The following is a 12,677-nucleotide window of genomic DNA, read 5'->3' as shown; positions in this document are numbered from 1 at the left end:
TGGTCTAACGATTTGAAACTCCGATTGGCGATGGCCTCGCGAAATCGGCTAGGACTTGGTTGAACAGTTGCCAGGTAAGCGTTGGCACAATCCACCAGTAGGCCTGCCCTGTCTTAGACTCAACAAAGCCAACCAGCCACACCCATCGGTACCTCCCACACCCTGTGCATAATTGAGATCAACTGGTTGGGCAAGACCAGTGCTAGGTGCATTGGTCTTGCCCAACCAGTTAGTTACACCTTTGAAGTAGTCTGAGCGGCTCGCCCTGTTTCTGAGTTGGCAGGATTTCGGGTTGCCACACACATCAGTGTCAGCGCTGCATCAGCAGACCAACAGTTTATACCCGATAAAAGCTGCCCAATCCTATAACGCCAGTGGGGTGGCTTGCCCCATTTGCCCTGCAAAGCTTCGGCACCAATGGCATTGTTATGGGGGTAAAGCTTAACCTCAAACCCCAGTAGTGGCAGCGTATCTAAAAACAGGTCTCGGGTTACCCCGTGTCCAGGCCGGTGGTGGACTTCCGTTGCCAGGGCACTCAGTCTCTCTTCATCTGGAACGTATAAATCTTTCAAGAAGAAGCGATAGATAAACCCTAAGCGAAGTTTATAAAGCAATAACCCTAGCCCTCTATAGTACCAACCCGTAAGCTGCGGGTCGTGGTCTACAACCAAAAGTCCACCTGGCCTCACTAACCGAGCTGCCTCTGAAAGCACCTTTGGCATATCGTCGCAGTGGTGCAGGGCCGCGTTAACAACAACTAAATCTGCGAACCCAGATACCAGAGGAATATCGTGGGCGTCAGCCAAAAGAGGGGTATAGCCAATAGCCTGAGCCATAGCCAGCGAGCCTAGGGCTACATCTATACCAATCAGGAGTTTGGGAGTTCCGCCGAGGCTAGCTAGTAGGTTACCTGGCCCGCATCCCACATCTACAACGATTTTGTCAGTCCAACTACCCGCAGCAGCTTGCCAGCGCTCTTTAAAGAGAGCATCTCGATGGCAGGCGTCGAAGTAGGTTTTAGCCCATTTGGGATTGCTGAAGTAAGAACTATTAGCTTGAATAGATGGCGTCTTTTCAAAACAACAATTCCATACGCCATCGACAAGCTCAAGCTGTTCCCTGCCGTCCAAAAAACGTTCTATTTTGACTTGATTTTCAGGAACTTTTGGCATCTCTTTGGGAAGATACCTATGCAAGTCAAGAACATCATCCATGAGCATTTCAGTTTAGATTTTCAACATTATTACACGCATTAGATTTTCAGGTTGATAGTTTTGCTACCTACAGATAAAAATACCACTAAAAGAGCATTAGTTTTCGCAATTTTATTGATATTTCTAATCAAACTTTCTGGCCTAACGCCTATGGCATTATTTGTTTTCAGCCCCCTGCTTAACCCTTTAATGGAAAATTTCCTTATTTAACGATTAAGGGGTATTAAAATTGCCACCTATGAAGCTTTCTAGCAGGCTCCTCGACTAGAAACTACCGCTTCAATTGTTTCTAGAATCAGAAGTATATCGTGCCCTAGCGACCATTGAGCCTGATAGTCTAAATCCATTTTGACAATGGTTTCAAAGTCTTTTACAGCCGATCGCCCCTGGGCCTGCCATTTGCCCGTTAGGCCTGGCTTTACATTCAACCGCTGCCAGTGGTGAGCCTTATATTGTCGCACCTCGGCTACAGTAGGGGGGCGCGTACCCACCAGACTCATGTCTCCCTTCAATACGTTCCAAAACTGCGGAAATTCATCCAAGCTGGTGCGCCGCAAAAAACGACCTATTCGAGTAATGCGAGGGTCGTTTTCGTTTTTAAAGATCAGTCCTTGGGCCTGGTTTTCAACCAGGTGTTGCAGCTCATCGGCATTGGAGACCATTGAGCGAAACTTCCAGAGGCGAAAGGGCTGCCCCCGGTAGCCGCAGCGCAACTGACTGTAAAAAATGGGGCCAGGGTTATCAATCTGAATTGCGATCGCAATGGGAACTAGCAAAATTAACGTTATCAGTAGCCCGATTAGCCCCCCTACTAAATCGAGACATCGCTTGAGGAATGATGTTGCTGAGGGGTGCACAGGCAACCTGCCAACGCTTTCGGGAACTACGATACTTGCCTGAAGAGCAGACCCTTTAGGGCTAAAAAGCGAACGTAAATGAAGCAACATAGGTCTGCCAAAAGTTAGAAGTACGCGGAGGCTAAATCTTAAATGCGTACGTTTCTCGACCGGCCCATAGATGCAGTAATAAATATATCGACGCCCTAATTTCCTAAAAGTTTCAACACAAACCAGATATTTCTAGACGCGTTAAATTAGACCTTCATTAATTAGGGAGTGCTGTAATTTTTCTTGTCAATTCATCAATCTCTACCGACTTTGAAACCGATAACCAGCAGGTAGATCGGTGGCCATTATCTTCGTTCTATTTTTTTTGCTAAAGAAGACAGGTTCAAGGTTGGGCAAAGATTCAAGGGCTGGGATAGTTTGCACATCACTATCAGAATTAAAGAAACCAGAAGAAGCGCAGACTAAAGGACAATCCCCCTCAATAACCCAGAAAATTTTAGTGGGATTGCTCAAATAAGCATTTTCCCAAAAGAGGTGATCAGGTATTCGTCGAATATTCAGAGAGTATCTAAAATTGGCGTAGCCCATATACCTAGGGTAGTGCTGAGCAAAAAATAGGGCATCTGGGTTTTGCTCCTCGAGCTTAACCAAAAATTGCAGGGTTTCCTTACGCTCGGCAACTATAGTGTTGCTAGGGTATTGAATGTCGAAGTTTATGCTCGGTTCTAACCCAAAAGGTAGTGTTGCTAGCGATCTACTGCCATAGGCGTGACTGTAGTAGGCTAGAGCAACAGTATTGAATAGCATGAAAATAATGACAAACATTTTTGCTATTGACTTGCTAATCCGAGAAAAGCTAGGGATAGCGATGATTCCATAGGCTATTAAGATTAAGCATGACTTTAGCGGGTAATAGTATCTTTCGATCACGAGGGGGCTATATGCCAATACAGGGGTAATTGCGACCGAGAACATAATAAAAGACACAATCACACAAGAAAGCAAAAAAGAAATGTCTGCCGTAAAGTTTCTAACGTTATCTCCACCTTGGTATGCTGAGATTCTATAACGAACCAGAAGGATAGGCAAAGAGCAGAATAAGAGCAAAAAAAATAAACCAACGATACTATTTAGTAATATATGATGTGCCAAAAAGTCTTGAATTCTGCGTGGATCAATTCCAGTCAGGAAAAATAAGCTAGAAAAGCTAGAAAAAATTTTGCTTACCGATTCCAATATCCAACTGCTGTGATCTTCGCTTAAGTTCTTTGCTCCGTGGTCATAGACCAATCTGCTCAAGGAATTTGCGCTAGACTGAGCTTTTGCCTCGTTGTTGAAGAGGAAAATTGGAAGGATTATAATTGAAAAAGATAAAGAAAATGTGCCATAAAAAGCAAGTATGGACTTTATTTTAGGAAAGAATTTATAAGATGCTATAAGGAAAGTTGTTATCAACAGAAAGCCACTGGCATAGCGAAAGGAAACCAGGAAGCCAATAGTCAGGCCTAATAAGATAGTAGCGCCCAGAGAAAAAGAATTTCTTAAAGTGTAGAGCAGCAGCAGTGTTACTATAGGTACACCTGCCCATAGAAAAATGTCTGTCCCTTGAATTGTCCAAGATGGCGTATAGATAAAGGGCAATATGACTGCAATAATCAAGTTGGCAGGTAGTGTTTTGCCGCCAATTTTTATAGGGATTTCAAGGCATTGGGAAGCGATCGCAGCCCAAGCAACCCAACCAATGACTGTTGTCAGGGTGTAGATTATTTTAAGAGAAACAGCAAGAGAAAAGCCAAGATAGAGAAAGGCCGCCACTAAAACCGAAATCCCAGGCGGAAAATGAACTAAAGTTTCTGAGATAGGAGGCTGGCTCAGGTCTTGTTGTGGAGAAAATGCGTTTGTGAGACCCAACCCTTGAGCCATGCGATGGGCAGCCTCTAGCTGAATGCTGAGGTCCCAGCTAACTAGCAGAGGGCCAAAAAGCCTGACCAGCGTTACAAGGAATGCTGTAATGAGTACGACTTTAAATACTCTAGTATTCCCTTCATTGAGAAAGGAAATAATTTGCTTGAGGTGAGCCATTCTAAATCCCAGTACAAGATTTCTGATAGCTAAAACGACCTTTAAAGCCAGAGTTTGCTGTCCTAAAATAGGCCAGTAGTACTCAATATTTACTAGCAAATATTGAGTACTACTGGCTATATTCCCTAACCCATGCTTAAGCTTCTTTGATCAGAAGACCTCAGAGGGATCGCCTCAAGCTCAAATTCCTAGAAGCTCTGATTTCAAAAAATGATTTAAGGATAGAGAGAAGAGAATAAGTTAACCCTACCCAACGACCACCCTCTCGCCACTCCCAGCCCGTAGGGTGGCTCGATCTAGCACACTGGTAGCCCCACTGCCGTTGAGAGTGACCAGGCCCAGAGCCTGTAGATCAGCTTCGACCATGAGGTGTACTAGCTCTTCAAAAGTGACGGTTGGCTCCCACCCCAGTTTTGCTTTGGCCTTAGCAGGGTTGCCAATAAGTAGTTCCACTTCGGCAGGGCGCAGGTAACGCTCATCAAAGGCCACATAATCTTGCCAATCGAGGTTGACGTGGCTAAAGGCAATGTCTAAAAATTCTCGCACCGAGTAGGTTTCGCCGGTAGCTATCACGTAGTCATCGGGCTCGTCTTGTTGCAGCATCAGCCACATGGCTTTGACATAGTCTTTGGCGTAGCCCCAGTCGCGCTTAGCATCAAGGTTGCCCATATAGATTTTGCTCTGCTGCCCGGCGACAATGCGGGCTACCGCGCGAGTAATTTTGCGGGTGACAAAGGTTTCGCCCCGGCGGGGAGACTCGTGGTTAAACAAAATGCCGTTGCAGGCAAACATGCCGTACGATTCACGGTGATTGAGCGTTTGCCAGTGGGCATAGACCTTGGCACAGGCGTAGGGGCTGCGGGGATAGAACGGGGTAGTTTCGCTTTGGGGCACATCTTGTACCTTGCCGTACATTTCAGACGAGCCCGCCTGGTAGTAGCGCACTTCAATGCCGGTGCGCTGGCGGTAGTCACGAATCGCTTCGAGCAGGCGCAGGGTGCCCATGCCCACCGCATCAACGGTGTATTCGGGCGAGTCAAAGCTCACCCGCACGTGAGACTGCGCCCCCAGGTTGTAGATTTCAATGGGCTGCACCTCTTCAAGAATGCGCCGCAGGGTGGTGCCATCGGTGAGGTCGCCGTAGTGCAAAAACAGCCGAGCTGAATCACTGTGGGGGTCTTCGTAGAGATGATCAATGCGATCAGTATTAATAGTAGAGGTGCGGCGAATAATGCCGTGGACTTCGTAGCCTTTCTCCAATAGCAACTCGCTTAAATAAGAGCCATCTTGTCCGGTAATACCCGTAATGAGAGCCTTTTTAGTCATAGTCATAGAAACGATTTAATAAACAACCAAACTGAAGCAACGCCACAGGTCAAACATTCACAACTCTGTTACCCAATCCGGCAAAAATCTTTTACCCCGTCAAATCTTGTTTGACGTGCTACCCGGCGAGTAAACTCTCCCACTGTCGGGTTCCCCGCCGGAAAAATTACTCCCGAAGCCTGTAGCCAGAGACCCTCTGGAGCCAAACTAAGCGTGTAGCCATTGGCCGTCGTTTTGTGCACGTGGTACCACTGACTCTGCTGGCAGTGGTCGCACCAAAACGCCTCTAGCCACTCCCCTTGCAGGGGTACAGTACCCAACGCTGCTGCTACCGTCAGGGCCTGCCTACGTCCCATCCCCCGCTGCTGTAGGTGCTCGGGCTTTGTGGCGTGTAAAGGATGTTTTTGACTCACACTATCTAAATAGCAATTGTGGCTGGGGCAATAAATGGCCCGTCGCTTAGACCGATTGCGGTTACGTCGTGTCTGCACCATGGTTACATCCTTAGCTGTAGAAAGATTATCTGGCTAACAGGTACGACTCTCAGGAAAGTAATTGACACACTAATATTTAGACAACGCGCTCCTCTTCAAAGCGGCATCACGAAAAGACGGTATCCCAAAGGCAAAAAGAGTTAAGCCTGGGGAAGGCGATCGCCAAACATGCGATTGAGCCGACGGCTAACCCTCGTCGTAACCACCTGTTTAACCGACAGATATACAAATGGCGGAATAGTCGTTCCATACCGTTTCCATAGCCGCCCTGGCTCCTGCACCAGGCGATACAGCCACTCTAGTCCCGAGGTGCGTACCCATTTGGGGGCATGTTTGCGTAGTCCCGCATAAATGGGAAACACACCGCCCAGGCCCACCATCACAGCCTGAACCTTATGTTGATGCTGATACATCCACATTTCCTGCTTGGGGCAGCCTAGAGACACAAACACAAACCCCGTTTGGCTTTGATTAATGTGCTCTATCACCTGGCGGTCTTCTTCGGGAGTTAAGGGGCGAAAGGGCAGCGGGCGCATGCCTGCAATCACCAGATCCGGAAAATCTTGCTTTAGCTGCTGCCGCATTTTGTCCAGGGTATCGGCATCACTGCCAATGAAATAGACACCTACGCCCAAAGCGGAGGCCTGACGACAGGTCTCTAGCAAGATATCCATTCCAGCCACGCGATCGTGACGGCTTTTACGAATCAAATTCAGGGTCCACACCAGGGGCATTCCATCAGGAGTCAGCAGGTCAGCACTGTGCAGAACATTTGCAAACGATGGATTCCAGTGGGCTTCCATAAGCATATGGACATTGGCGACGCAGATAACCCGGCTTAGCCGTTGCTGAGCCCAGTGCATCATCAATTCGATCTGGTCGATAAACGGCTGGGTCGCAACCGAAAAGCCGAGAACATTTTCACAGGTAAAACTAGGCTTACAGGCAAGGCCACATTTGTTTGACATAGTTCTAAAAACTCTGATGGGTAAATCTACAGTAGATGTCCCAAGGAAAATCTTTGGTAAGCCTCACAACAAAAGCTAACGTCAGGAAAAGTTGTCTATGTCACCCCCCTCAGTCTCCTAATCACTGACATAGTGACGAAAACTCATTTGATAAAGTTCACAGGCAAGTCCTTAGAATGCGTATCGAAGTTTGCTCCGGGACAGCTACAGACCTACATTCAGGAACTTTGACTCTCAAACCTTGTCTTTAGGCCTGTTGAGCTAACTAGGAGCATAAGCTTGAGTCGGCTTCAACACCAAATTCAGCTCAGTAACAACCCAAACAATCAGAACCAGTAGATACATACATCTATCCTAGGGGGGAGAGTTAATGCTGGAGGAATATCTCTCTCTCACCCCTGACCGAACATTGTTCAATCATAGTAACTTGAGGTGGAGTTTGGCACACTACTCACCTGTCCGTGAAAATACTAAGCTCTATTTAAGCGATCTTTGCATTTATTCTCTGTTCACAAGGATTAGATGAGCTGTTCAATAATTTACCTGATATTCCCCCACCTATATGAATCAATAACAAATGCGGTAGGTAGATAAATTAGGCCGTAGAGCATGATGGTGACCTTGTGAGGTATAAGCATGGGCTTCTGGTTTATTACATTCAAATGTGTATCACTAGTTCAGGTACCACTCTTTTTGGTCGGTACCCTGACCCTGCTGTTATGCAGCGAGGGCAAGGCTCAAACTATGTCAGGCAGCACTGCAGCTCCTGCCTCAGCCACAATTCCCCTATCCCAAACTCCTAGTCAGCCCTATCGGCCATCAGCCCCGGCAGCACCACTGCCCCAGCAGCCTGAAGGACCTTATACGCTAGGAGCAGGCGATCGCATGCAGCTAACCCTTTTTCAATTGCCCCAGTACAGCGGCGAGTTTGAAGTTCAAGTCGACGGCACTCTAACCTTGCCGGTAGTGGGCGATGTCAATGTCCTGGGCCTTACCCTAGCCTCTGCCAGAGAGCGGATTACAGCTCGCTACAATCAGTACCTACGGCGTCCTGGGGTTACCCTCAACCTGCTAGCCCGCCGCCCCCTAGTAGTTGGCGTTGCCGGAGAAATAAACCGGCCCGGTTCTTATACCCTCAGTAATGAGGGCACCACCTTTCCAAAGCTAACTCAGTTGCTCACCCAGGCTGGGGGCATTACCCGTAGCGCTAACCTGCGAGAGGTACAGGTGCAGCGGCTTCGAAATGGTCAAACTCAGAGGTTTAACGTCAACCTATGGGACTTGGTCAGTAGCGGCAACTTGAACCAAGACATTACCTTACGCGATGGCGACAGCATCTTTATTCCCTCTACCCTGGTGCCTCTTGAAGAAGCTCAGTTGTTGGCTGAGGCTGGCATAGCCCCTGCCGCTAACTCACCCATCAACATTGCGGTAGTTGGCGAAGTCTTTCGCCCGGGGCCATATACCCTACAGGGGGGCGTTACCCGTACCGGAGATGCGGGTATTCCAGGGGGAGAAGGCGGCAGCAGGTCAGGGGGCGCGGCGCAAAAGGTAACCGATGCCATTCAAGTTGCTGGGGGCATTAAGCCGATGGCTAATATTCGCCAGGTACAGGTGCGTCGTCTCACCCGTAGTGGAGGCGAGCAGATCTTCAACGTTGACCTGTGGAGCCTGCTAGAGATGGGAGCTACCCAGCAAAATGCCCTGCTACAAGAGGGCGATACGGTGTTTATTCCTACTGCAACAGCAGCGGTAGGCGCAGCAGAATCGTCGCGCCTAGCTGAATCTAGCTTTGCGCCAGATACGATTCGGATTAATGTAGTAGGCGAGGTCCGCAATGCTGGGCTGGTAGAGGTACCACCCAATACGCCCCTCAACCAGGGTATTTTGGCCGCTGGTGGCTTTAATACCCGGGCTAGAGCAACTACAGTGGGGCTGGTGCGTCTTAATCCAGACGGCACCGTTACTCAGCGGGAAATTGAGATCGACTTTGCCCAGGGCATTAGCGACGCCGACAACCCTGCCCTGCAAAACAACGACATTATTATCGTCGGGCGATCGGGGTTAGCCGCATTTTCAGACAATTTGGGCAGCGTAGCCAACCCGCTCGCCAACTTCTTAAATATCTTGTCTGCGCCCTTCCGCATCTTCAACTTATTTGACTAAGGCTATCGAAGCAAAGACTCATTCTACCCTTTGCTCAACACGGAGCGCACGTTTGGCTACCGGAGTACCCCTTCACCGCCCACACTACTATTTATCTAGGAATCAGGGATGAAAGCTCACACTCTCCAACCTTCGCCCACGCTCCCTATAGCTGCGGGGGCCGACTCCGGCTCAGAAGGAGGGCTAGATCTGGGCAGCTTGCTATCTACTCTCAGGCGCAGACTGCTTTTAATTGCTGGCATAACCGCTGCCCTAACCGGGGCAGCGGGTCTGCGGGCCTACCTCAGCCCTCCGTCTTACTCTGCCGCCTTTGAGATTTTAATCCAGCCCCAAAGTGCTGAGACTGAGGTAATCTCCTCACTGTCTGAAGTACCTGTGAATCAGCAGGAGAGAGAGCTAACCCTAGCCGACCAAACCAAAATTTTAACCAGCCCTGGGGTGCTGCAACCGGTAGTGGCCGATCTGCGTGCCAAGGGTTTAGAGGGCTGTGTGCCTCCAGCTCAGGCAGCCTCAACTGGCTTGTCCGAAGAAGAGTTAAACCGTCTTTGTTACAGCCAGATCAAAGACCGATTAAGCATTCAGCTGACTAAAGACTCAAGAATTTTTTGGGCAACGTACCGTGGGGCATCGTCTCAGGATGTGGAGTATGTAGCCAATTTAATTGCCCAAACTTTTTTAGATTACGGGCTGGCTTCGCGCCAGCGCGACCTACAGCAGGGGCTTAAATTCTTAGAAGACAAAATACCTGATGCTGACAAACGGGTAGACCAACTCCAGGGCAAGCTACAAAGTTTGCGCCAGGGCTCGAATTTAATCACCCCCGATGCTGAAGGTGACAAGTTATCTGAGCAAATCGCTACCTTTGAAAACGAATATCGGGCGGTGCTAGTTGAGCTAGAAGAAAACATGACCCGTTACGAAGAGCTAGAACGCCAGCTAACCGAGCGACCCCAGGATGTCTCGGTATCGTCGGTGCTCAGCAGCAACAGCCGTTATCAGGCTCTAGTGGAGCAACTACTAGCCCTAGATAGCGAAATTGCCCAGGCTTCTACAATCTTTCTCAGCACCAGCGACGATATGCAGGTGCTACAAGAGCAGCGCCAAAATCTGCTGGCACTCATGGCCCGCGAAGGGGCTAACGCCCAGCAAGAGCTAATGGGCCAAATTAACGTACTGGCAGCCCGAGAGGCGGCCCTCTCGTCTACACTGGCCGACCTTAATGTAGACGTAGGCCAGCTGGCTGGGGTTAGCCGCGAGTTTACCGATCTAGATCGAGAGTTGGCCATTGCTAACGCTAGCCTAAGCCAGCTGCTCCAGCGCAAAGAAACCCTTCAAATTGAAGCGGCTCAGCGCGAGCTACCCTGGGAGCTGATTACTCCTGCTACGGTGGCAACCGACGTTGCTAATCTGTCAAACAATTTGGTGCTAGGGGGGCTACTCGGACTGCTGCTCGGGGTCGGTTTGGCCCTCGCCCTCGATTCTCAAAAAGATGTGCTCTACACCGCCCGCGATCTCAAGCGGGTTACGCCAGTACCGATTTTGGGGATGATTCCCCACAATGGGGCAGTTGAGCGCGGTTATGACGAGCAGCATTTGCTGTCGCTGTATCAGGTCGTCGATGAGATGCTGAATGGCCAAGGGCCTAAAAAGAGAGATTTGCCCATCGAAGATCTCTATGCCTATCGCGAGGCGTTTCGATCGCTGGTGGCCAACCTGCAGCGGCTCGATGCCGATCGCCCGCTCAGGTCGCTGGTGATTAGCTCTGCTGACAACCAGCTGGCTGACTCAACCACCGCCGCTTATTTGGCCTGGGCCGCTGCTGAACTGGGTAATCGAGTGTTGCTGATCGATGCCGATTTTCGCTTTCCGCATTTGCACAACTTTTTAGGGCTACCTAATCAGCAGGGCTTTGCCAACATTTTGGCCGGCGAGTTAGATCTAAAGAATGTGATTAAGCGATCGCCCACTGAACCCAACCTATTTGTGTTGACTACTGGCACCACAGACGTTGATCCGGCTCGATTATTGTCATCTGCAAAGATGAAGCAGTTTGTCACCAGAACCGAGTCTTACTTTGACCTGGTGATTTACGATTCGCCTCCCTTTGCAGAATATGCTGATGCTGCCCTACTCTCGGCTGAGAGCAGCGGCATGGTGTTAGTGTCGCACCTGGGCACGGTGAAGTCTGCCCAGCTAGAACAGGCTCTTGAAAAACTCTGGATCTCTAAGATTCCTTTAGTTGGCTTAATCGCTAAAGAAGCTGCCTCTAAGCTGTCACTGCTACCTGTTTAAGCTTGAAGAACTCGAACTCAAATAAGTTTACGCATCTACTGAGCGGCCGAGTTGCAATGTTTCCAGATAAAGACAAGCTTTACACATTTTGTTGATTCCTTAAAGAAAGGCGGCTTGGGATTGTAAACCAGAGCAAATTCTGTCTGCGTAATTTAGTCTAGAAAGGTGGGCATGAAGTGCATCTTTCAACGCAGATCTCAAACGAATCTACCAAATTCTACACAGTGGATGAGTTCTCAAGCTTCAGGCGTGAATCTACCTAAAGTGTAGTTACCACAGCAAATTAAGAGTTGCAAACGGTTTCTATCCTGCTCTGGCCATTTCAAGGCCACTATCGGAGTTTAATAGAAGACCCAAATTAAAAGACAAAAACGTTCCACTGGACTGCATCTTCCAACCAATCGGTTTATACTCTGCCCCCTCGGATCAGGGATCTCTAATACTTCGGGCATAGCCACGAGTTCTTCATCTACCGCAGCTACATTGCCCAAAGTTAGTTTGAACTAAACCTCTATATTTGGATGAGGATTGAAGCCATGAAAACACTTTCTAAGCTCAGCCTAGCCGTTGCGGGCGCAGTGGCAATGGGTTCAGTTGCAACTGTATTTAATGCAGATGAAGCCTACGCAGCCAGTCTATATGGCAGCATCTCCTTCAGCAACTCGCTGTCGGGGTTTAATCCAGGCGTCAACCCTGGCACCGACACCTTTAACCTTGGAGCACCAAATTTGGGAACAACGACCGGTGATTTTGCCGGAGTAACCCTTACTTCGCTGATTTCGTCCTTCACGATTGACCGAGTAGACCCCTTTGATAACAACCCTTCTGATGGAATTACCCAAGGGCTATACAGCTTTGCGGCAATTCCTAATTTCTTTACATTGAGTAACGGCTTTACCTTTGCTCTAGACGCAGGACAATTAGTCAGAACCCGATTCCAAAATAAGGGTTTTGTATCCATTGGTGGTTTGGCTCCCCTAAGCGGCCGGTTTATCGATTCCAGCGGCGAAGTCGCTGGCTTTGGTAGCCTTTCGTTTACTGGTGTGCCGGACGGTTCGGGTACCTACGGAGTGAGCATCACAACCCAGGAAATTCCAACCCCGGTCCTGCTGCCCGGTCTGCTTGGGCTGGGAGTAGCTGCGCTACGGCGTAAGCAAGAGAAGTCGGCAGAAGCAGACACTTAAGCCACAAATACAATACGCTGCCAGTCCTCCTATGAACGCTGGTAACCGTATCGTTAGCTACTGGTAATCACTAGCGTGATTTGTGTCGAATTCGAGCCGCCTA

The 12,677-nt window shown here is 49.0% G+C and carries 9 protein-coding genes; 3 read left to right on the top strand and 6 right to left on the bottom strand.

Translation table 11 applies throughout. The annotated features are described in order from the left end of the window. Positions 1-233 precede the first annotated feature (233 nt). The 6 genes from H6F57_RS11370 to H6F57_RS11345 all read right to left on the bottom strand — a co-directional run bounded on the left by H6F57_RS11370 (position 234) and on the right by H6F57_RS11345 (position 6,932). Entirely contained in the window at positions 234-1,214 is a 981-nt protein-coding gene (locus tag H6F57_RS11370) for a class I SAM-dependent methyltransferase (protein ID WP_242024979.1), read from the bottom strand. A 248-nt stretch (positions 1,215-1,462) separates the two neighbouring features. Continuing rightward, positions 1,463-2,161 carry a sugar transferase gene (locus H6F57_RS11365; RefSeq protein WP_190629859.1) on the bottom strand — a complete coding sequence of 233 codons (699 nt, stop codon included), beginning with the start codon at positions 2,159-2,161 and terminating at the stop codon, positions 1,463-1,465. A 201-nt stretch (positions 2,162-2,362) separates the two neighbouring features. Beyond that, on the bottom strand, positions 2,363-4,144 hold the full coding sequence (locus H6F57_RS11360; RefSeq protein WP_190629861.1) for a hypothetical protein: 1,782 nt from the start codon (positions 4,142-4,144) through the stop codon (positions 2,363-2,365). 246 nt (positions 4,145-4,390) lie between these two features. Further along, entirely contained in the window at positions 4,391-5,476 is a 1,086-nt protein-coding gene (gene gmd / locus H6F57_RS11355; RefSeq protein WP_190629864.1) for a GDP-mannose 4,6-dehydratase, read from the bottom strand. A 62-nt stretch (positions 5,477-5,538) separates the two neighbouring features. Next, entirely contained in the window at positions 5,539-5,961 is a 423-nt protein-coding gene (locus H6F57_RS11350) for a hypothetical protein (protein ID WP_190629967.1), read from the bottom strand. Positions 5,962-6,104: 143 nt separating this feature from the next. Further along, a complete protein-coding gene (locus tag H6F57_RS11345; protein WP_190629865.1) occupies positions 6,105-6,932 on the bottom strand; it encodes a WecB/TagA/CpsF family glycosyltransferase in 828 nt (275 codons plus the stop codon). A gap of 744 nt (positions 6,933-7,676) precedes the next feature. On the opposite strand from H6F57_RS11345, the gene H6F57_RS11340 reads away from it, so the two are divergent. From H6F57_RS11340 to H6F57_RS11330, 3 genes are all read left to right on the top strand, one after another. Then, positions 7,677-9,098 (top strand): SLBB domain-containing protein, encoded by a 1,422-nt coding sequence (locus tag H6F57_RS11340; protein ID WP_190629868.1) that lies wholly within the window; start codon positions 7,677-7,679, stop codon positions 9,096-9,098. A gap of 108 nt (positions 9,099-9,206) precedes the next feature. Then, positions 9,207-11,390 carry a tyrosine-protein kinase domain-containing protein gene (locus H6F57_RS11335; RefSeq protein ID WP_190629870.1) on the top strand — a complete coding sequence of 728 codons (2,184 nt, stop codon included), beginning with the start codon at positions 9,207-9,209 and terminating at the stop codon, positions 11,388-11,390. Positions 11,391-11,911: 521 nt separating this feature from the next. Beyond that, positions 11,912-12,574 carry a PTPA-CTERM sorting domain-containing protein gene (locus H6F57_RS11330; protein ID WP_190629872.1) on the top strand — a complete coding sequence of 221 codons (663 nt, stop codon included), beginning with the start codon at positions 11,912-11,914 and terminating at the stop codon, positions 12,572-12,574. Positions 12,575-12,677 lie beyond the last annotated feature (103 nt).

Source organism: Leptolyngbya sp. FACHB-60, assembly GCF_014695775.1.
Lineage (GTDB): Bacteria > Cyanobacteriota > Cyanobacteriia > Phormidesmidales > Phormidesmidaceae > Nodosilinea.
This window is presented reverse-complemented; position numbering and strand designations above follow the sequence as displayed.